Origin of the sequence: Prochlorococcus marinus str. MIT 0917, from assembly GCF_027359575.1 — a bacterium.
Taxonomy (GTDB): Bacteria; Cyanobacteriota; Cyanobacteriia; order PCC-6307; family Cyanobiaceae; genus Prochlorococcus_B; species Prochlorococcus_B marinus_D.
The window spans coordinates 983,840-1,005,572 of record NZ_CP114784.1; the positions used below are offsets into that span (position 1 = coordinate 983,840).

14 protein-coding genes and 1 tRNA gene are annotated in these 21,733 nt (G+C 39.0%); 7 read left to right on the forward strand and 8 right to left on the reverse strand.

Going from position 1 to position 21,733, the window contains the following annotated elements; translation table 11 throughout:
- Nucleotides 1-29: 29 nt before the first annotated feature.
- From O5637_RS05800 to rpsT, 5 genes are all read right to left on the reverse strand, one after another.
- Entirely contained in the window at nucleotides 30-4,139 is a 4,110-nt protein-coding gene (locus O5637_RS05800; protein ID WP_269603335.1) for a DNA-directed RNA polymerase subunit beta', read from the reverse strand.
- Nucleotides 4,140-4,184: 45 nt separating this feature from the next.
- Entirely contained in the window at nucleotides 4,185-6,089 is a 1,905-nt protein-coding gene (locus tag O5637_RS05805) for a DNA-directed RNA polymerase subunit gamma (protein ID WP_269603337.1), read from the reverse strand.
- Nucleotides 6,090-6,132: 43 nt separating this feature from the next.
- Complete coding sequence (gene rpoB, locus O5637_RS05810; protein ID WP_269603339.1) at nucleotides 6,133-9,420, reverse strand: DNA-directed RNA polymerase subunit beta; 3,288 nt, start codon at nucleotides 9,418-9,420, stop codon at nucleotides 6,133-6,135.
- A gap of 255 nt (nucleotides 9,421-9,675) precedes the next feature.
- Nucleotides 9,676-10,467 (reverse strand): TatD family hydrolase, encoded by a 792-nt coding sequence (locus O5637_RS05815; protein ID WP_269603341.1) that lies wholly within the window; start codon nucleotides 10,465-10,467, stop codon nucleotides 9,676-9,678.
- Nucleotides 10,468-10,516: 49 nt separating this feature from the next.
- The gene (gene rpsT / locus O5637_RS05820; RefSeq protein ID WP_269606927.1) at nucleotides 10,517-10,813 is read right to left on the reverse strand and encodes a 30S ribosomal protein S20; all 297 of its coding nucleotides are present in this window, start codon (nucleotides 10,811-10,813) and stop codon (nucleotides 10,517-10,519) included.
- Between the two features lie 117 nt (nucleotides 10,814-10,930).
- Here rpsT and hisD point away from each other — a divergent pair, with 117 nt between their 5' ends.
- Nucleotides 10,931-12,280, forward strand: coding sequence for a histidinol dehydrogenase (gene hisD / locus O5637_RS05825; protein WP_269603342.1), 1,350 nt, complete (start codon nucleotides 10,931-10,933; stop codon nucleotides 12,278-12,280).
- Here hisD and rpiA read toward each other — a convergent pair.
- Nucleotides 12,267-12,977: a ribose-5-phosphate isomerase RpiA gene (gene rpiA, locus O5637_RS05830; RefSeq protein ID WP_269603344.1), complete on the reverse strand. Its 711-nt coding sequence runs from the start codon at nucleotides 12,975-12,977 to the stop codon at nucleotides 12,267-12,269. The genes hisD and rpiA overlap by 14 nt on opposite strands.
- A gap of 35 nt (nucleotides 12,978-13,012) precedes the next feature.
- Nucleotides 13,013-14,158 carry a trypsin-like peptidase domain-containing protein gene (locus O5637_RS05835; RefSeq protein WP_269603346.1) on the reverse strand — a complete coding sequence of 382 codons (1,146 nt, stop codon included), beginning with the start codon at nucleotides 14,156-14,158 and terminating at the stop codon, nucleotides 13,013-13,015.
- Between the two features lie 180 nt (nucleotides 14,159-14,338).
- On the opposite strand from O5637_RS05835, the gene O5637_RS05840 reads away from it, so the two are divergent.
- From O5637_RS05840 to infB, 4 genes are read left to right on the forward strand one after another with little or no spacing between them, the layout of a single operon-like run.
- Nucleotides 14,339-14,809, forward strand: a complete 471-nt coding sequence (locus tag O5637_RS05840; RefSeq protein WP_269603348.1) for a ribosome maturation factor RimP — start codon at nucleotides 14,339-14,341, stop codon at nucleotides 14,807-14,809.
- A gap of 56 nt (nucleotides 14,810-14,865) precedes the next feature.
- Complete coding sequence (nusA, locus tag O5637_RS05845; RefSeq protein WP_269603350.1) at nucleotides 14,866-16,392, forward strand: transcription termination factor NusA; 1,527 nt, start codon at nucleotides 14,866-14,868, stop codon at nucleotides 16,390-16,392.
- A complete protein-coding gene (locus O5637_RS05850; RefSeq protein ID WP_269603352.1) occupies nucleotides 16,389-16,664 on the forward strand; it encodes a YlxR family protein in 276 nt (91 codons plus the stop codon). Before nusA ends, O5637_RS05850 begins: the two co-directional genes overlap by 4 nt.
- A gap of 60 nt (nucleotides 16,665-16,724) precedes the next feature.
- The gene (infB, locus tag O5637_RS05855) at nucleotides 16,725-20,276 is read left to right on the forward strand and encodes a translation initiation factor IF-2 (protein ID WP_269603354.1); all 3,552 of its coding nucleotides are present in this window, start codon (nucleotides 16,725-16,727) and stop codon (nucleotides 20,274-20,276) included.
- A gap of 58 nt (nucleotides 20,277-20,334) precedes the next feature.
- Here the strand turns inward: infB and O5637_RS05860 are convergent, their stop codons facing one another.
- Complete coding sequence (locus O5637_RS05860; protein WP_269603356.1) at nucleotides 20,335-20,601, reverse strand: DUF3493 domain-containing protein; 267 nt, start codon at nucleotides 20,599-20,601, stop codon at nucleotides 20,335-20,337.
- A 33-nt stretch (nucleotides 20,602-20,634) separates the two neighbouring features.
- Here O5637_RS05860 and O5637_RS05865 point away from each other — a divergent pair.
- Both O5637_RS05865 and folE read left to right on the forward strand, forming a co-directional pair.
- Nucleotides 20,635-20,706: transfer RNA gene (locus O5637_RS05865), tRNA-Thr, on the forward strand.
- A 260-nt stretch (nucleotides 20,707-20,966) separates the two neighbouring features.
- Complete coding sequence (gene folE, locus O5637_RS05870; RefSeq protein WP_269603358.1) at nucleotides 20,967-21,713, forward strand: GTP cyclohydrolase I; 747 nt, start codon at nucleotides 20,967-20,969, stop codon at nucleotides 21,711-21,713.
- Nucleotides 21,714-21,733: the final 20 nt, after the last annotated feature.

Consider the following 21,733-nt stretch of genomic DNA (forward strand, 5'->3'; position numbering starts at 1 on the left):
AAGTTTATAAGAACATTGTAGAGATTCATTTATTCATCTGAAAGTAAGCCCTCTTCTTGCAAGCCCTCCAACGCAGCAGGGTCTGGCATTTGGTCTTCAGAAGATTCATCATCACCGATTGGTCGCGCAAATGCTGCGAAATTACTCGTTGTAGGATCAATGCCATGTCTACTTCTAGTTGCCTCTAAATCCTCTTCACTTGGATCATCCAAAACAGAGGTATTCTTAGCGACTGGGGAAGAAGGCATGTCAACAGTATAGTCAGGTCTAAGATTTTGTATCCTTCGATAACCCGCTGGGTCTTCCGCAAGAATATCTGGATGAGGACCTGCTTCGGCATTTAACTCTTCGACAAAGCCACTAAAGCCAGTGCCGGCAGGGATCAGGCGACCAATAATTACATTTTCTTTAAGTCCACGAAGCCAATCAGATTTACCTTCAATAGCCGCTTCGGTAAGAACTCGGGTTGTTTCTTGGAATGAAGCCGCTGATATGAAACTATCAGTATTAAGTGATGCCTTTGTTATACCAAGTAAAACAGGAGTAAATTCCGAGGGGGCGCCTCCAGTAATGGATATAGCCTGGTTAGTATCTTCAACTTGCCTCAGTTCTATTAACTCTCCTGGTAAAAATGTTGTATCTCCCGCATCTTCTATTCGTACTTTACTCGTCATCTGTCGAACAATTACTTCTATGTGCTTATCGTCTATAGCTACACCCTGCGATTTATAAACATTTTGAACCTCGCTTACCATCCTATGCTGAAGCTTAGCTATAGCCTCCTGAGCTGCATCCATTAGAGGTTTTTTATCACGTAAGTCTGTAAAGAAACATTCCAAAAGCTCATGTGGATTTACTGGACCATCAGTCAATAATTCACCAGCTACAACTTGTTGGCTATTTCTAACCATTACATTACGTCCCAACAAAATTGGATATTCAGAGATTGCATCATTGTCCTCAATAACAGATACAACTACAGCGTCATCGTCATCACCTTTTTTAATATCTACTGTGCCGGACTTTTTACACAAAATAGCAGAATCCCTGGGCCTACGAGCTTCTAGCAATTCTTCGATCCTTGGTAGACCTTGAACAATATCACCTGTTTTTTGTCTTTCAAACACTAACAAAGCCAGGCCATCACCTCTTTGCACCAGATCACCATCACGAACATGCAGGACTGAATCTGGGGAGACCATATAAGGCCTACCAAGACGCAACTTCACTTTCTTACCATCAATATTTTCTATTTCGCCGCAAGCGCCAATTAGTTGGTCTTTAGATACAAAGTCTCCATCTACTACTCTTTGTCCAACTTTCAAAAGAGTAGTTCCTTTGGAATCAATTGTTATTGTATCTTCATCCCTTTCAACGATAAGTCGACGAACAGGGTCACCGTCAATGGCATCAGGAAGTTGAACAATACCTTCTTGCTTACACAATATCTGGGTTGTAGCTACAACGTCTCCAGCTGCAACAACTTGAGCATGTTCTATCTGTAATTCAGTATGTGTTGACCCATGGCTAGAATCAGAAGTTGTATCTCGTCTAACTAAAATACTTTCAAGAATAACTAATTTCAATCTATTAATACTCTTTGAATTCAAATCTTTTATGACTTCTACATCTACTGTCATCTGTGGCGTTGTATCAAACGTCTCAAGCATGAGTTGAGTTTTAAGCAACTCAATACCTTCAACAGATTTAATAAGCTCACCATCCTTGAAAGCAAGTCTTTGAGAGGCTTTGATTCCTAGTGATGGTCCTTTAGGTTGTTTAACATGCTCTAATTCAGGTAATTGTGCTTGGTCAGGAATAGTGAATTCCTCTACAGGTCTTAATAAGAGACCTTTACCTTCTGGTGTTTCAACTGATTGAACCATGACCATTGAATCAGTCTTAATCCCTTTTGCGATTATTTCTCCAGGATTAACTATTTGCCCATCACCTGCGAACCTATCAAGTGCTTTACTTTCTTTACATAGTTTAAAAGTACCGCTTCTGACTATAATTTCGCGGAGAATATCATTTTTTTGTGTAACAGTAACTATTCCAGCAGTTTGACTAAAAATATCTTTGACAACTTCTGTCCCTGCCTCTATCCATTGACGATCTTTAATCATTAATAATGAGATATCCTTATTTATTTCATGAGTTTCTTGAGGGACCCACAATAAAGTGCCACCTTTACTAACTTCATACCCATTCTTTGCAGAACGAGCTTTTTTAATTGTCAACCCAGGGGCATATTTAACAAGTCCACCTGTTTGAGTTTTAAACCGATCGTCTGCTAATTCAGCTATTACCTCGTTATTCCCAATTTTACTTCCAGGGATAGTATTCAATCTATAACGTGTATTGTCTTTTGCTTCAAGATGCCATATTTCCCCTGAATGACTCGACTCTTCATGCAATTCAAAATCATTCAAAGTCATAGAGGTTGTGACTATTTGAACCTCTCTAGAGTCACCAATAGAATCTCTGAGCCTTACTTCACCTCCAAACTCACTTGCCTGACTTGCTTCAGCTAAAACTTGTCCCTCCTTTACCGAAACATTGCCGGAAACAACTGGCTTAGCATTCGGAGGTAAATTGTACACGTCTCCTGCTAGCACCCAAAGTCGACCAAGTCGCTGAGCTTTAAGTGTTATATTCCCTTGCCTATCCGTAACCTCTCTGGGTTGGATAATGGTTTCATACCTAACTTGTCCAGCCAAATCACATATAACATCTTTAGTAGCCTTTTCAACACTTTTTTGAACAGCTCCACTCGCAATCTGAGCAACAGTTACATCTATATCAATATTTTGATCATTGTCTACAAAAAGTAAAGAACCCATTGGTATATCAATCTTCTGAGGTTTAGCACCAGTTGCCGGAATAATTTTTAGGTTGAAATCAACTTCTGCTTGCTGCGCTTCAACGCCATGCGGTGTTCTATAGCCTCTTACTCGTGCCTTCGAACCAAACTCAACTTTTCCTGCGAGAGTGGAACGAACAACACCAGTTTCTGCTGTTGAAACCCCACCAGTATGGAAAGTCCTCATAGTTAATTGGGTACCTGGCTCCCCAATAGATTGAGCAGCAACGATACCTACTGCTTCCCCTAAATCAACGAGTTGATTATGCGCCAGTGCCCAGCCATAACATTTACGACAGACTGATCTAGTCGCCTCACATGTAAGAGGCGATCTAACCCTGACACTTTGAATATTTGATTGTTCAAATTTCTTAGATAGCTGAGGATCAATTGGAGTATCTCTTTCAGCCAAAACTTCCTGCTCTACGTTAACTACTTGTTCGGCTGTCAGGCGTCCAACAAGCCTATTACCAAACTTTTCATCCTCTGCATTTATTGAAATTGATCTTGTAGTACCACAATCCTCTTCTCTAACAATTACGTCTTGAGCGACATCAACTAAGCGTCTAGTTAAATATCCAGAGTCAGCAGTTCTTAAAGCAGTGTCAACAAGACCTTTACGAGCTCCATAAGAGGAAATGACATATTCAGTGACCGTCAAACCCTCTCTAAAATTAGTGCGTATTGGTAAGTCAATGATCTCACCTTGAGGATTAGCCATTAATCCTCTCATCCCAACAAGCTGACGAACCTGAGACATATTTCCTCTGGCTCCTGAGTTAGCCATCATCCATACTGAATTTAATGGATCGTTTTGATTGAAATTCTTTTTGACAGCATCAACTAATCTTTCATTAGTCTCAGTCCAAGTATCTATAACTTTTGTATGTCTCTCGACCTCAGTAATTTCACCTAATCTATAGCATTCCTCTGTAGAAGTGATTAGTTCTTCGGCCTGACCGAGTAAATCTTGTTTAGCCTCTGGAACCTTTAAATCATCAACAGAAATTGAAACTGCTGCCTGGGTTGCATACCTGAAACCAAGATCTTTCAAGTTATCTGCCATAGCAGCAGTTGCTGCTGTTCCATGATGCTTGAATGCCCATGCAACTAAATTTTTCAAACCTTTCTTATCAACTACTTTATTTCTAAAGGGCGGAGGAGTTTTAGAAAGTCTTTGAACAGCTTTCATCTCTGCTGCTTTTTTTGCTTTAGAGCCTCTTTTTGCTTTTGTTTTAGTAGAGGATTTACGAGTTTTAGGAGAGGAAGAAGTCATGTTGAAAAGCGATTCAAGAAAAAAGGGAATTTGTTCTAAGAGTTATCAGGTGGCTGCTACAGCATCAATAATTGTATGGTTCATGACAACCCGGCCAACTGTAGTCAATATGTAACGGCTAATTAAACTTCCATCTTCATCCAATCGGTCACGTCGATATGTCCATTCCTCGATACGAGTACCATCTTTCAAAGTCTCTGTCTTACGAGGTTTCTGAAGCTCATCGTCATCCTCAATTTCACCAGAAAATCGAACCCAAACCCAATCATGTAAATATATCCTTTTATCTTCAAGTGCTTGTAAAACGTCTTCAAGTGATGCATAGGTATGGGCATGATCTCCAAACTTTGGTTGGTCTGCTTGAGGATGAATTGCGGTCAGGTAATAAGAGCCTAAAACCATATCTTGAGATGGGGTAACAATTGGATCACCAGTTGCAGGGGAAAGAATATTGTTACTAGCTAGCATTAACATCCTTGCCTCAGTTTGCGCCTCAATTGCTAAAGGCACATGAACAGCCATTTGATCTCCATCAAAATCAGCGTTAAAAGCTGGACATACCAATGGATGTAGCTGTATAGCACGTCCAGCAACTAATTTAGGCTCAAAAGCCTGAATTCCTAGTCGGTGCAAGGTAGGTGCCCGGTTAAGCAGGATAGGATGACCGTCTATAACTTCCTGTAATACCTGCATAACTTCATCGTCGGCTTTCTGTATTAATTTCTTTGCTGCTTTGATGTTATTGACAATATTCTGGCGAATCAATCTGTGAATTACAAAAGGCTGAAAAAGCTCTATAGCCATTTCCTTTGGCAATCCACATTGATGCATTTTCAACTTCGGACCAACTACTATTACCGAGCGACCTGAATAATCAACTCTTTTTCCAAGCAAATTCTGTCTAAATCTACCTTGTTTACCTTCGATAATATCGCTCAATGATTTCAAGGGACGATTATTTGCGCCAACAACAGTTCTTCCCCTTCTACCATTATCAATAAGTGCATCTACAGCCTCTTGGAGCATCCTTTTTTCATTTCTAACTATTATCTCTGGGGCTAATATTTCCTGAAGCCGAGCAAGACGATTGTTCCTATTAATTACTCTTCTGTATAAGTCATTTAAATCTGAGGTAGCGAATCGCCCCCCATCTAATTGCACCATAGGCCTCAAATCAGGAGGTATCACAGGTATCGCATCTAAAACCATCCACTCTGGACTTGCACTAGTCGCAATAAAATTATCTATTACCCTTAGTCTTTTGATAAGCTTAGCCCTTTTTTGACCTTTGCTTGTTGCAATTTCTTCTCTCAATTGCTCAGCAACTTCCTTTAGATTTAAATCTTCAAGTAATTGTTTTAAAGCCTCTGCACCTATCCCAACAATAGGTTCATTCTCTATAGTTGAATCCTCAGCGTAAATCTCGTCTTCAATCTCAAGCCATTCATCTTCAGTTAGTAGCTGCTTATATTTTAAATCTTTACTATCCCCGATATCTAAAACAACATAACAATTAAAGTAAACAATTTGCTCAACATCTCTGAGAGGCATGTCTAACAAAATAGCGACATAGCTAGGAATACCTTTTAAATACCAAACATGCGATACGGGAGCAGCCAATTTAATAAAACCCATTCTATGCCTCCTCACCCGACTTTCTGTTACTTCAACACCGCATCTTTCACAAACAATTCCACGATGTCTAACTCTCTTATATTTTCCACAATGACATTCCCAGTCCTTAGATGGACCAAAAATCTTTTCACAAAACAACCCATCCATTTCAGGTTTAAGTGTTCGATAGTTTATTGTTTCTGGTTTAGTTACTTCCCCTACTACCTGACCATTGGGCAAAGTTCTTTGCCCCCATTCCATTACTCGTTCAGGAGAGGCTAGTTTTATTTTGACATAATCAAAATGATTTTCCGTACGTAGATTGCTATTAGTCATGAGAGATTAGTGGTGTTTAGATGATTTGTTTCGTTTTAGTCGATTACTCCTCGTATTCTTTACCTAATGATTCATAGGTTGGTCTACTTGGCGTGCTCCTCCGTGGATTGACATCTTGCATTAGATCAACTTCTTTTCCATCATCTGTATAAACTCCAATATCTAATCCCAATGACTGAAGTTCTCTCATTAAAACTTTGAAAGATTCTGGAGTTCCAGGTCTTGGGATTGGTTTTCCTTTGACAATCGAATTAAGCGCTTCATTGCGGCCTTGCATGTCATCAGACTTTACAGTTAACAGTTCTTGCAAAGTGTATGCTGCTCCATAAGCCTCAAGTGCCCATACTTCCATTTCACCCAGTCTCTGTCCTCCTTGCTGGGCCTTTCCACCTAGAGGTTGTTGCGTAACTAAAGAATATGGACCTGTAGATCGAGCATGTATTTTATCGTCTACTAGATGTACAAGTTTTAAGAAATGAGCGTAGCCGACAGCAACTGGTTGATCAAAAGGCTCACCGGTTCGACCATCCTTAAGGAGTAACTTCCCAGGGTCCTCAGGGTTATATACCCATGATTTACCTGGCTGCTTTGCAGCCTCTTTCAAATACGCTTGAACAGTCTTATTAGACATTTCTGGTCCATACATCTCATCAAATGGGACAATTTTAACTCTACAATCCAAGTTTGAGGCGGCCCAACCCATAAGGAGCTCAAATACTTGCCCTACATTCATTCTACTTGGAACCCCAAGTGGATTAAGGCATATATCTACAGGAGTGCCATCAGGAAGATAAGGCATATCCTCTCTAGGAAGTATTCTGCTTATGATTCCTTTATTACCATGCCTTCCTGCCATTTTATCGCCAACTTGAATTTTCCTTCGTTGCGCCACGTAAACTCTTACGACCATATTTGCTCCGGGTGGCAGCTCATCACCTTGTTCTCTTGTATAGATCCTGACATCGACTACTCGCCCTCTCTCAGTTGAGGGAACTCGAAGAGAGTTATCTCTTACATCTCTAGCTTTTTCTCCAAATATAGCTCTAAGAAGTTTTTCCTCAGGCGGTTGATCTGATTCTCCTTTAGGGGTTACTTTCCCAACAAGTATGTCTCCACTTTCAACGAAAGCTCCTATTCGGATAATACCCATTTCATCCAAATTCCCAAGGCTTTCTTCTGATACATTTGGGATTTCTCTTGTTATTTCTTCAGGACCTAGCTTTGTTTGACGAGCTTCTATTTCATATTTTTCTATATGGACAGAAGTATATAAATCATCTTTAACTAACCTTTCGCTAACAAGAATTGCATCTTCATAGTTGTAGCCTTCCCATGGCATGTATGCAATTAATACATTCTGACCAAGAGCTATTTCTCCGCCCTCACAGGCAGAGCCATCAGCTAAGACTTGCCCCACAATTACTGGGTCACCATTAAAAACTATAGGCCTATGGTTTAAACAAGTATCTTGATTAGATCTCTGATATTTTTGCAAGTAATGAGTGTGATCATTGCCTTCCTCATCAGTAACGACAATTGCATTGGCATCAACATAAGTCACTGTTCCATTTACTTTTGAAATTGGAACCATGCCGGAGTCTCTCGCAACCTGAGTCTCTAAACCAGTTCCAACTAAAGGTCTTTCTGGACGCAAAAGAGGAACTGCTTGTCTTTGCATATTGGAACCCATCAAAGCTCTATTAGCATCGTCGTGTTCCAAAAACGGAATTAAGGATGCGGCTACAGAAATAACTTGAACAGGTGATAGTTGGACATAATCAACTTGCTCAGGAGAAACAGTTTCAAAATCTTGTCTATATCTAACTGGGACAAGGTCTGCCAATATTTTTCCTTCTTCATCTGTAGCAACATCGCCTGGAGCAACCCTACATTCATCTTCTAAATCTGCAGACAGATATATAGGATCGCCTTCCTTAATTAATCTCCCATTTTCCACCTTCCAAAATGGTGTCTCAATAAAACCGTATTCATTTACTCGTGCGTGAGTTGCTAAAGAATTAATCAAACCGGCATTTGGTCCTTCAGGGGTTTCAATTGGACAAAGTCTTCCATAATGAGATGGATGAATATCTCTAACTGCGAAACCAGCTCTTTCACGAGTTAAACCACCTGGTCCCAAAGCAGAGATGCGTCTTTTATGAGTCAATTCAGCTAATGGATTGGTTTGATCCATAAATTGACTTAGTTGACTTGAACCAAAAAATTCTTTTATTGCTGCAACTAAAGGTTTTGGGTTTACCAATTGCGCTGGGGTAAGTGAATCTGTTTCCCCAACGGTCATCCTCTCTTTAATTATCCTTTCAAGTCTATTTAAACCAACTCGAACTTGATTTTGTAAAAGTTCACCGACTGACCTAACTCGTCTATTGCCCAAATGATCAATATCATCCAAAGTTGCACCACCAACATCTAATTCTAAATTGATTAAATAATCTAAAGTAGATAGAACATCTTCGTTTGTAAGTGTCCTTATATTGTCAGGAATAGTTAAGCGTAATTTCTTATTTATTTTATATCTACCAACTCTTCCTAAGTCATAACGTTTTGGATCGAAAAATCTTGTTTGAAGTAGTTGTTGACCTCCACTTACTGAAGGAGGCTCGCCTGGCCTTAACTTTTTATAAAGCTCTAACAAAGCCTGGTCCTCTGAACTTATTCCTTCTTCATTTGCCGCATCAATTGACTTTTGATAAAACTCGGGATGTCGTAATTTATCTATCACATCATTATCTGACAAACCCATTGCCCTCATTAAGACATGAGCATTGATTTTTCGTGTTTTATCTACACGAACATGCAGCAAATCATTTTTATCAGTTTCAAATTTTAACCATGCTCCGCGATTAGGAATAACGCTTGCATTGTAAGTTCTTCTACCATTTTTATCTTGCTCATCTTTAAAATAAACTCCTGGACTTCGAACGATTTGATTAACTATTACTCTCTCAGCCCCATTAATTATAAAAGTTCCACGTTCAGTCATTAAAGGTAGTTCACCTATAAAGACTTCTTGCTCTTTAATCTCTCCAGTTTCTTTATTAACTAAACGACAAGTGACATACATTTGAGAAGCAAAGGTTGCATCTCTTCTTTTTGCTTCTTCTACATCATGCCTTGGACGCTTAAGCCTATATTCTGCTCCTATGAAATGAAGTTCAAGCTTACCGGTATAGTCAGTAATGGGCGAAAAATTGTCTAATTCTTCTATCAAGCCTTTATCCAAAAACCACTTAAAACTTGATCTTTGCACCTCAACCAAATCAGGCAGATATGTAGCTGCTTTGGCTACCTGAATCGCGCTTCTGCTCATTCGAGAACCTGCGTTTATATGTAGAGGACGGGGTTAATGTCTTGTCCTATATGTCGAAAAATGATCTTTACTTAAGAAAAAAACAAAAAACAATCTCCTAAAAGACTGAAATTTGAAATTGAATTTACTTAATCAACGAACAAACTGACTCAAAAGGGTAGAACCTTAAAGATTAAGCGCAGATAAAACGCCTAGGCAAGACAATAAATAACTCTACACTCAAATCAGTTAATTAACTATGGTAAATGATGATATTTAAGGCAACGCAAACAATTCCCTTGCATTTTGAGTTGTTTTTTCAGCAATTTCAGAAAAGTTTTCACCTCTAAGCTCTGAAATTTTATCTACCACATGCTTTACGAAAGAAGGTTCATTCCTTTTCCCTCTATGAGGAACGGGTGATAAGAAAGGACTATCGGTTTCTACTAGAAATCTACTTTTAGGAACTTCTTTGGCACATTCATGAATATCAATAGCATTCTTGAAAGTTACATTTCCACTGAAGCTTATATAAAAGCCAAGATCAAGGAACTCTCTCATCTCTTTGACATTGCCGCTCCAGCAATGCATAACACCTTTTGGACAACAATCATCTTCAGAAAGCTTAGAAAAAACTTCTAACATTTCTTTTGCGGCATCTCTACAATGAACGATGATTGGCAAATTCAATTCAAAAGCCAAGTTTAATTGCGGCATTAAAATTGAAAGCTGCTCATTCAAGTTCTCTGCTTTGAAAAGATCTAGTCCTAATTCACCTATTGCAACAACTCTACTGTCATCAAGAGCTGCATTTTTTAAAACACTTAAAGTTTCAGGTCCCCAATGATGTGCATCCAATGGATGTACTCCTACTGAATATCTCATCTCCTGAAATTGATCAGCCATTGATTTAATAGCAGGGATTTCAGAGGGTTCTACGCAAGCATGTAATAAAGCTTTAACGCCTTGTGATCTCCACCTCAATGCAACTTCTTCTCTATCTTCATTAAAGTTAGAAAATACGATGTGGCAATGACTGTCAATTATTGAACTTTTGGAATCGCTCAAGGTGCAAAATTAAATGTTCTTTCAATATTAAATCTTAGTTTATTTATTCTCAAACAACTTCTTTCAAAACTTTCTTAAGCGCAGTGCTAAGCCTGGATTTCTGATTAGCTCCTGTGTTTTTATGCAAAACACCTTTTTTAACTGCTTTATCAATTTTGCTAAAGGCTAAATTAAATGTTTTTTGGAGATCTGCTTTTGATTCATCGCCAGGCTCTTTTTCAAATATTCCACAAGCTACAAAGCATCGCTTCATTAGAGTGCGAACTGTAGATTTGTAATTTTTGTTTTCAAGGCGGTTGCGTTCCGCAATTTGAATTCGCTTTTTAGCTGAGTTGGTATTTGCCACGGAGGCTTTGTGTTTTAGTCTTATGTTAATCCACACTACCTCAAGACCATGAAGAAGATCTACATAAATCAAAATTAAGGCATAAGATAATCAAATTGAACCAATAGCCAAAAGTTCATGACGCAAATAATTAATAAAGATGAGGTTCAAGAAACCCCTTCAAGAAAATTGACCATAAAAACAGCTAAAAATCTTGATCAGGCTCAGCTTGAGCTCAACAAAATTACCAATAGAACATCTGGAACCGTTCAAGATAAAGCTATAAAGGTGGTTGAAGATATTCTTAAAAACGTTAATGAAAGAGGGGATGAGGCGCTTAAAGAATACACTTCTCGCTTTGATGGATTTTTAGCAGAAAGTTTTCAAGTTCCATCAGATTTAATAATCAAAGCTTGGGAAGAGACTAATAAGGAGTTACAAGATGCACTTTTATTGGCAAAAAAAAGAATTGAAAAATTTCATAGTCTTCAGGTGCCGAACAATATTAGTTATACGGGACCCCATGGTGAATCACTTGGACGAAGATGGAGCCCTGTTGAAAAAGCGGGAATATATGTTCCTGGAGGAAGAGCCGCCTATCCAAGCACAGTTTTAATGAATGCTATTCCTGCTTATGTTGCAGGAGTCAAACAAACCATCATGGTGTCTCCCGCAAACTCTAAAGGAGAATTAAACCAAACAGTATTAGCTGCAGCACACATTACAGGGATCAATAAGGTTTTTCGTATTGGAGGGGCACAAGCCATTGGCGCGCTTGCTAGTGGAACAGAATCAATTCCAAAAGTAGATGTAATTACTGGGCCAGGAAATATTTATGTAACTTTGGCAAAGAAAAAAGTTTATGGAAAGGTAGGTATTGATTCTTTGGCTGGTCCAAGTGAGATCCTAATAATCGCTGATCAATCAGCAAAACTGGAACATGTTGCATCAGATATGTTAGCTCAATCGGAACATGATCCTTTAGCTTCGGCAATACTAATCACTACTAATAAAAAATTAACGGAAAAATTACCAGCAGAAATTGAACGTCAATTAATTAATCATCCAAGATTGGAAATATGCCAAGAATCTATTTCCAGCTGGGGTTTAATAGTACTTTGTGATGATTTAGAAACTTGTGCAAAACTAAGTGATACTTTTGCCCCAGAACATCTTGAATTACTTGTGGAGAATCCAAAAGAATTATCAAAAATCATCAAGAATGCTGGAGCAATATTTATGGGACCATGGAGCCCAGAGGCTATAGGAGATTATCTTGGGGGGCCTAATCACACTCTTCCCACTTCAGGGACTGCAAGATTTGCTGGCGCTCTTGGGGTTGAAACTTTTATGAAAAATACTTCACTTATAGATTTTTCAAAAGCAGCCTTCAATGAGAATAAAAATGCAGTTGTACATTTAGCCAACAGCGAGGGATTGCATAGTCACGCAGAATCAATACGAATTAGAGACTCTAAATCTTGTTAAGTGATTCAACACCCACTACGTCATTTTCCACTTTTCCAACTAATACTTCATCTGTCAGATTTACAAAAAGTCCATTTTCAAGGACGCCGGGAATATTGTTAATTTGACTTTCCAATAGTTCAGGTTGGTCAATGCCGTTACTGAAAGTTAAATCAAGTATCAAGTTTCCTTGGTCAGTAACTATAGGTCCAGCTTTTTTCTGAGCCATCCTTAGATCACCTTCTCCTCCTAGATTTATTAATGTTTTTCGTACTTGTTTCCATGCAGAGGGAAGAACCTCAACTGGTAATTTGAACTCAAGGTTCAATTTTTGGACAATCTTTGTTGAATCAACTACAACTATAAATTTTTTAGCCAAAGCAGCAACAAGTTTTTCCTGAACATGACAGGCTCCGCCCCCTTTAATTAGTTGAAATTTGGGATCAACTTCATCCGCGCCATCAATTGCAAGGTCAATTTCTGAGACTGAGGAAAGAGATTTAAGAGGTATGCCCAATTCGGAAGCAAGAACCTCACCTTGAAAAGATGTAGTCACTCCAACAATATCTTTAATTTCTCCTGATTTTATTTTCAACGCAAGTGCTTCAATCATTAAAGCTGCTGTAGAACCAGAGCCAAGACCAAGGATCATCCCGTTTTGAATTTGATCTACAGCAGCTTGAGCAACTGCTTGTTTCATCTGATTTTGGAGATCCATTTAGTCGTACCTTTTGAAAGACAGTAGCAAGATTATTAGCTAATTCCTGGTAAAGCAGCAGGCTTAATAGAAAGATTAATCTCTTTGTTGTTTCGAACGACTTCCAATTTAAATGGCTCGCCTATTTGAGCGTTCTCAACTTGCATGAGTAAAGACTTTGGATCACTAACTTCATAACCACCAGCATTAATCACAAGATCACCACGTCTTAAACCGCCCTCTTCTGCTGGACTTTGAGGTATTACAGATTGAACAAGTGCTCCTGATCGTTCAGGCAAAAGAATCAAGGCATTTGGATCTTGGTTATGCTCTTTGGCTATTCTTTCATTCAATAAAACCAACTGAGCGCCTAGGTAAGGATGAATAACCTCTCCATTCGCGAGCAATTGATTGGTTACTTTTGAAGCAAGATTGATTGGGATTGCGAATCCGAGTCCTGCCCCTGGACCTGATCTGACCAAAGTATTTATTCCAATAACTTCTCCATTTGAATTTATCAATGGACCTCCAGAATTCCCAGGGTTTATTGCTGCATCAGTTTGAATTAAATCCAATCTCTTGTCAGAAAAGCCAAGAGAATTAATGTCTCTATGAAGACTACTAACTATACCCAGCGTGACAGTACTTTCAAGGCCATAAGGGGTTCCAAGAGCAATTGCCCAATCCCCAACTTGAATAACTTCTGAATCACCTAATTTTGCACTTTCTAAACCAGGAAATTCTTTAATTTTCACTAGAGCCAAGTCAGTAACTTGATCGGTTCCAACTACTGTTCCATCAACTTGCTTTCCATTTTGAAAAGTGATGATCACACGATCAACTCTTTCAACCACATGAGCGTTGGTGAGAACTAATCCAGAGCTATCAATTATCACTCCTGAGCCTTGTCCCCTTTCTTTTTTTGGGAGAGTCCCCAAATCGCCTAAAAGATCTCTTAATAAGGGGTCTAATAAATCAGATTCAAATTCATCTGTTTGAAGTTCTCTTTCAATATCAATCCGTACTACCGATGGTGAAACCTTACTGGCGACATTAGCAACAAAACTATGTGATTCACTTGCTTGAAAATCTTCCAAAGCAAATACAGATTTTGGCACTAACAAAAAACAAAAAAGGATTGAGGAGAGTAAAAATATTCTGCTAAATTTCATCGTAATCACTAACTTTCTTAGGCTCACCATAACTAATCCAAATATTAAGAAAAGAATAAAGTGGATCAATGCAAAATAAGAATAAATTGCCTTTAGAGGTAACCGAAACCTTTATCTAGTAATATTTAGTTGCCTGACGGTACCTCTTTAAATAGGGGCGGGTCAAAACTTAAACCGCTCGGGCTTCCTGCCCGACTTCGACACTGCCTTTTGTCTAATCAAACCGTTTCAGAATTGAAGGTTCTTGCAGCAAAGTCAGCAACTAATTATGGCTTTGATGTAATTGATTTTAAGATGTTCACTCATCTAAACCCCTTATCAATTCAGGTAAATATCCGACACAAAAATCCTGACAAGAAAGTCACTATTGATGACTGTTCTATTCTTAGTCAATACATTGATGAAGCTATTCAAGATTCTTCAATACTTGATCAACCTTTCAATCTTCAAATCAGCAGTGAGGGAATTGGTGATTTCTTAACGGATGAACAAGATTTTCAAATTTTCAAAGGTTTTCCAATTGAAGTTACTTATCAGGATTTAAAAAAAATTGAACAACAAACAAATGGTTTGCTTCTAAAAAGGACTCATGATGAACTACAAATAAATCAAAAGGGGAAAACTCAACGAATCCCAGTCGAGGATGTGATTCAAGTCCGACTCACAACACCCTCTGGTTAAAACCTAGATATCAATCTATCTAACCCAATCATTCTCATCTCTATATCCCATCATCGATGGCTCTTGTTCTACTCCCCGGCTTAAATAACTTAATTGAAGACATTAGTGAGGAAAAAAAGCTTCCATCACAAGTCGTAGAAGCTGCTTTGCGAGAAGCACTTTTAAAAGGTTATGAACGATATCGAAGAACGCTTTATTTAGGTATTAGCGAAGATCCTTTTGAAGAAGATTACTTTAGCAATTTTGATGTTGGTTTAGATCTAGAAGAGGAAGGTTACAGAGTTTTAGCTAGTAAGATAATAGTGGAAGAAGTTGAGAGTGATGACCATCAAATAGCAATAGCTGAAGTTATGCAAGTTGCTGATGACGCTCAAGTTGGAGATACCGTTGTTCTAGATGTGACTCCAGAGAAAGAAGATTTTGGAAGAATGGCTGCAGCTACAACCAAGCAAGTTTTAGCCCAAAAATTGAGAGATCAGCAAAGAAGAATGATTCAAGAGGAATTTGCTGACCTAGAAGATCCAGTGCTAACTGCCAGAGTCATTAGATTTGAAAGGCAGTCAGTAATAATGGCAGTAAGCTCTGGTTTAGGCAGACCAGAAGTAGAAGCAGAGCTTCCAAGACGAGATCAATTGCCAAATGATAATTATCGAGCAAATGCAACATTTAAAGTATTTCTCAAAGAAGTTAGTGAAATCCCTAGGCGAGGGCCTCAGCTTTTTGTGAGCAGGTCAAACGCTGGTCTGGTTGTATATTTATTTGAAAATGAAGTTCCTGAAATTCAAGAAGGTTCAGTTCGAATTGTTGCTGTTGCTCGTGAAGCAAATCCACCTTCAAGGGCAGTAGGTCCCAGAACAAAAGTAGCTGTTGACAGTATTGAAAGAGAGGTTGACCCTGTTGGAGCATGTATTGGTGCTAGAGGTGCCCGAATTCAACAAGTAGTTAATGAACTTCGTGGAGAAAAAATAGATGTAATTCGCTGGTCTTCTGACCCTGTTCAATACATCTGCAATTCATTAAGTCCTGCAAGAGTTGAAGTGGTCAGACTTGTGGATCCAGAAGGTCAGCATGCCCATGTCCTAGTTCCTCCAGATCAACTTAGCCTCGCAATAGGTAGAGAAGGGCAAAATGTAAGACTTGCTGCAAGGCTTACAGGATGGAAAATAGATATCAAAAATTCACAAGAATATGATCAAGCTACTGAAGATTCTGAGGTTGCAGAATTAATTTCTCAAAGGGAGGAAGAAGAATCTTTACAGAGAGAAGCTGAGCAGAGATTAGAGGCTGAGCAGGCAGCCAGAGCTGAAGAAGATGCACGATTAAGAGAGCTTTACCCCTTGCCAGAGGATGAAGAAGACTTTCAAGATGAGCAATTGTCAGATATCGATAATGATGATGAAGCAGAAGCAGAAGCAGAAGCAGAAGCTGAATCTGAATCTGAATCTGAATCTTCTGAAACTGATTCAAATATCGATATAGATGGTACAAACACTGAAACTGAAGAGACTGATATTGAAGAAACAATCGAAGCGGCGGTTACTGGAGAAGATAAAATAATGACAAAAGAGGAAGGAACCCGGTGAGTCAAAGTCCCATCCTGCGTAGGTGTGTAGCTTGCAAAAAAGTTCTTGATCGCAAGTATTTTTTAAAAGTTACTAGAGATTTTCAGAATGGAGTAGTCCTATCAGGCGGGATGGGAAGATCAGCCTATCTCTGTCCAGCTGAGTCATGTTTTGAAGAAGCTTTGAAGCGTAAAAGATTACAAAAAGCTTTGCGATGTGCTATTGACTCAAGCATTTTCAATATGCTCCAAAAACAACTTAATACCTGCATTGAGTCAGATACTGAGGCATGATGTTCATTGAGAGAACTCAGTAAACTCAAAAACCAAATCTAAAGTTCAATCACAACATTAATGACCAGCAGCGGCAAAATCAGAATTTATGAATTGTCCAAGGATTTAAGCCTTGACAATAAAGATGTGCTAGACGCAGCTCGAAAACTTGCCATACCAGCAAAAAGCCACAGCAGCTCCATAAGCAGTCTTGAAGCAAATAAAATCAAAGATTTTCTAAAAAAAAGCAATAATATAAAAACGACAAGCAAACCCGGCAAGAAATTAGATAAACAAATCCTTTCCGTTAAAAAAAGTCCCGTCAAAACTCAAAAAGATCAGAAGCCTGAACTGAAGCAAAACAACCCAAATCAATCAGAGATTTCAAAAGCAAAGTTAAATATCCCTTTAAAACCAAATCAAACTTTGGTTAAAGATCAAGTATCTTCTCAAGCTAACAATCGTAATACTTTAAAAAGTAGATTTCCTACACCACAAAAAATAAATGCACCCTCTAAACCAAACAAACCATTACCTCCAAAACCAAGAGAGGAAGTAAAAAAAATTATTTCTAAGCCCTTAAATCAAACAGAGAGTGAGATTACACGTTTAGAACAAAAAAAAGATGCCAAATTCATCAATCAATCCAAAATTTCTGAATCAGCTAAAAAGCCAATTGTTCAACCACAACAAACTAATCGTCAAGAACCAAAGAGGCCATTAGCACCACCAAGCAGACCAAAAATAAATATTCAAGATAAAAAACAACTACAACCCAACAACCAAAAGCCAAAAACAAAAATCAATCAAGGTGATATTTCTCCACAGAAAGTTAGTCCAGCAAATATCCAAAGAATCAAAAGTCAAACCAAGCAGAATTCACCATCGAGAAGCCCACAGCCTCCAACCAAAGGAAATACTCTTGAACTTGTAGGTGCCCCAATACGAAGAGAGAAACCTACAAATAAACCTCAGACTAACGAAGCAAGAAATAAACCAGTAATTCCATCCAGGCCTGGAGCTCCAAAACCGCCAGTCTCTGCAAATCGTCAAGGCTTATCAAATCGACCTGGTCCTAATAACAGAATGGGAGGACCAAATCGTCTTGGTTCGCCAAATCGCCAAGGTACCAATCGAGGTGGAGTATCTAATCGACCTACCCAAGGACAAAATCGTCCAGGGTCCAATAATCGACCTGGAGCACCAGTTCGTGCTGGATCTCCAAATCGAGGGGGGATGCAAAATAGGCCTGGATTTCCTAGCAGGTCCCTTAGCGGGCCAAACCGTTCTAATAATCGTCCAGGGGTTCCTTCTGGCATGAGAAAACCAGTTGCACCTAGTGAATTGATGCAACTGCAAAAGCCGCAAGCCAGACCTAATGCTCCACAAAGAAAAACTGATTCCTCAACTAGCCCTAGACAGAAAAGAGATAACTCAAATGGAGCAAGGCCCCCAGTAAGCAGGCCAACTCCAGCAGCCCCTAAAAAGCCAGCTCATAGGCCTGGAGGTACTGCCGCAGCCCCAAGAAGGACAGGTAGGCCTGACTGGGATGACAGTGCAAAGCTTGATGCTTTAAGAAATAAATCTCCTCAAAAACAGCGTCAAAAGGTTCACATTATTGGAGAAAATGATGATGCACTAACTGCAGAAAGAGGTGGATTCGCAGGAGAACAACAAGCAGTTGTTCTCTCAGCAAGCTTGGCTCGACCATCAAAGCCTAAATCTGGCAAAAGAAACAATGGGAAGCCTTTAACTGCGCTGAAAAAACGTAAAAAAGAAACAACTCGCCAAAGGCAACGAAGACGTGCAATGGAATTAAGAGCGGCTAGAGAAGCAAAACTTGTAAGACCTGAAATGATTGTTGTTCCAGAAGACAATCTCACAGTTCAAGAGCTTGCTGACATGTTGAGTGTTGAAAGTTCCGAAATCATTAAATCTTTATTTTTCAAAGGAATTACTGCAACTGTTACTCAATCATTAGATCTAACGACAATCGAAACAGTAGCTGAAGAGTTCGGCGTACCTGTTCTTCAAGATGATGTTGAAGAAGCAGCGAAGAAGACAGTTGAAATGATTGAGGAGGGAGATTTAAAACATTTAATTAGAAGACCTCCAGTCGTTACTGTGATGGGGCACGTTGACCATGGAAAAACATCTTTACTGGACGCTATTAGGAAAGCAAGGGTTGCAGCAGGAGAAGCTGGAGGAATCACTCAACACATTGGTGCTTATCAAATTGAGACTGAACATGATGGATCAACGAAGAAACTAACTTTTCTTGACACCCCTGGGCATGAAGCTTTTACTGCGATGAGAGCGAGAGGAACCAGGGTTACAGATGTAGCCATCTTAGTTGTAGCTGCTGATGATGGAGTTAGGCCTCAAACCCTTGAAGCTATTAGCCATGCAAGAGCAGCAAAAGTCCCCATTGTCGTAGCAATCAACAAAATTGACAAAGAAGGATCTTCTCCAGACCGCGTAAAACAAGAGTTATCAGAGCAGGATTTACTGTCAGAGGAGTGGGGAGGAGATGTAGTGATAGTTCCCGTTAGTGCCATTAAAGGCGAAAACATCGACAAACTTTTAGAGATGGTTTTGCTTGTAACTGAGGTAGAGGATTTACAAGCAAACCCAGACAGATTGGCCAAAGGTACAGTTATTGAAGCCCACTTAGACAAAGCCAAAGGACCTGTTGCAACTTTACTAGTACAAAACGGTACCCTTAAATCAGGAGATGTAGTCGCAGCTGGTCCAGTGCTTGGAAAAGTGAGAGCGATGGTAGATGAAAATGGATCTAGAATTAAAAAGGCAGGTCCATCTTGTCCAGTAGAAGCTCTTGGATTCAGTGAAGTGCCAACAGCTGGCGATGAGTTCGAAGTTTATCCAGATGAGAAAGCAGCAAGAGCCGTAGTTGGAGAAAGAGCAACAGATGCTAGGGCAGCAAGGCTTGCACAGCAAATGGCTTCCAGACGAGTATCACTTTCTTCTATGTCTGGCCAGGCAAGTGAGGGTGAACTTAAAGAATTAAATATCATTCTTAAAGCTGATGTTCAAGGAAGCTTAGAAGCAATTCTTGGTTCTTTAGAACAGCTTCCTAAAGATGAAGTCCAAGTAAGAGTTTTGCTATCAGCTCCAGGTGAAATTACTGAGACCGATGTTGACTTAGCAGCAGCATCTGGTGCAGTTATAGTTGGATTTAATACTTCAATGGCTTCGGGTGCCAAACGAGCAGCTGATGCGAATGGTGTTGACGTAAGAGATTACGAGGTTATTTACAAGCTTTTAGAAGATATCCAATTAGCCATGGAGGGTCTTCTAGAGCCAGAAATGATAGAAGAAGCTCTAGGGGTTGCTGAGGTTAGAGCAATTTTCTCAATTGGGAAAAGTGCCGTTGCAGGCTGTTATGTAACAAATGGAAAAATACAACGGAATTGCCGAGCAAGAGTCAAACGAGGAAAGCAAATTGTTTTTGAAGGCGATCTAGATTCACTGAAAAGGAACAAAGATGATGTAAAAGATGTAGCAACAGGTTTCGAGTGCGGAATAGGATGCGATCGCTTTGCAAACTGGGAAGAGGGGGATCAAATAGAAGCCTTTAAACTTGTAACTCAAAGAAGAAAATTAACGAATTAAATTAGTTATTTATTTCGGCTCTAGATCTGAATAAATATAATGAGTTAAAAGGAAAAGCCTAATCATTTTTTTGTTTATTCCTATCTTTATATAATAAAAAACCAAGAATTAATAATGCTGAACTTTGGATTACAAGATCATTAATAGAGACAGTATCTCCTGCGATTATATTAGTAATCATAATAAAAAAACCAACAGAAGCCGAACCGAAAAGCGCTATCCAAACAGCTCTTCTTAATCCCCGATAAGGATTTTTTGACTCCTTCAAAAGTCTTGCTCTTAAATTGGGATCTAAATTGGATCCTGGCTTATTAGGCTTATTCAAAAATAAATCGAAAGATGATAATTTGATTCTAATGCCGGTGTAGCTCAGGGGTAGAGCAACTGATTCGTAACCAGTAGGTCGGTGGTTCAATTCCACTCATCGGCATAAAGTTTTTAAATGGCTTTCGAGAGAATTAGCCTGTAAGAAGATGATCTAAATAAAGCACTTATTCAGATATTTCTTCTTTTATGAAAAATGGAATAACTCCTGAAATAGCTAAGACCTTGCCCTTAGAAAATACATGTGACCATTGATTCGTATAAAATTGAATAGGTATTGTATCCATAACGAAAGTGATCTTGATATGTTAGGGTCTTAGCGCTCTAAATGTATGTCATCGGTTTTTACCCTTACAAATAAAGGTTATGACTTCTACTGCTCCTAATGAGAATGTAAAGGATAATTTAAAAGATCAAATTTCTTGCAAATTAGTCTCAGAAATAATTCGCGAACGTATACAAGCCCATGGAGCTAGATTCCATGCAAATGATAATATTTCCGATTTCATTCAGCCAGGAGAACTAGAAACTCTTGAAAGAGAAGTTGCAACTAGGGTGAGAGATTTACTGAAAACTTTATTGATTGATGTTGATAATGACCACAACACTCAAGAAACTGCAGAACGCGTTTCAAGAATGTATCTAAACGAGGTATTCAAAGGCAGATATCACCCTCAACCTAAAGTTACTAATTTCCCCAACGATAGAAATTTAGATGAGATTTATACACTTGGGCCAATAACAGTTCGATCTGCTTGTTCTCATCACTTTGTCCCAATTCTTGGAGATTGCTGGATAGGAATAAAACCTGGAGAGAAAGTTATTGGAATATCGAAGTTTGCAAGAGTAGCTGATTGGGTTTTTTCTAGGCCACACATTCAAGAAGAAGCCGTAATGATTCTTGCTGATGAAATAGAACGTTTGTGCGAACCTAAAGGCCTAGCAATACTTGTTAAAGCTCAACATTATTGTATGAAATGGAGAGGAGTAAAAGAACCTGAAACTAGCATGATCAACTCAATCGTTAGGGGTGATTTTCGCCATGATGCAAGCTTGAAGCAGGAGTTCTTCGAACTTGTTAAACAGCAGTCAAACTTCGGTAAAAATTACTAAATCAACTAAAAAAGGTTTGG

What these genes read in the sequence shown, in the direction of transcription:
- O5637_RS05800 (WP_269603335.1), bottom strand. Translation starts at nt 4,139, where the DNA reads ATGACTTCTTCCTCTCCTAAAACTCGTAAATCCTCTACTAAAACAAAA.
- O5637_RS05805 (WP_269603337.1), bottom strand. Translation starts at nt 6,089, where the DNA reads ATGACTAATAGCAATCTACGTACGGAAAATCATTTTGATTATGTCAAA.
- rpoB (WP_269603339.1), bottom strand. Translation starts at nt 9,420, where the DNA reads ATGAGCAGAAGCGCGATTCAGGTAGCCAAAGCAGCTACATATCTGCCT.
- hisD (WP_269603342.1), top strand. Translation starts at nt 10,931, where the DNA reads ATGACGCAAATAATTAATAAAGATGAGGTTCAAGAAACCCCTTCAAGA.
- rpiA (WP_269603344.1), bottom strand. Translation starts at nt 12,977, where the DNA reads ATGGATCTCCAAAATCAGATGAAACAAGCAGTTGCTCAAGCTGCTGTA.
- O5637_RS05835 (WP_269603346.1), bottom strand. Translation starts at nt 14,158, where the DNA reads ATGGTGAGCCTAAGAAAGTTAGTGATTACGATGAAATTTAGCAGAATA.
- nusA (WP_269603350.1), top strand. Translation starts at nt 14,866, where the DNA reads ATGGCTCTTGTTCTACTCCCCGGCTTAAATAACTTAATTGAAGACATT.
- infB (WP_269603354.1), top strand. Translation starts at nt 16,725, where the DNA reads ATGACCAGCAGCGGCAAAATCAGAATTTATGAATTGTCCAAGGATTTA.
- folE (WP_269603358.1), top strand. Translation starts at nt 20,967, where the DNA reads ATGACTTCTACTGCTCCTAATGAGAATGTAAAGGATAATTTAAAAGAT.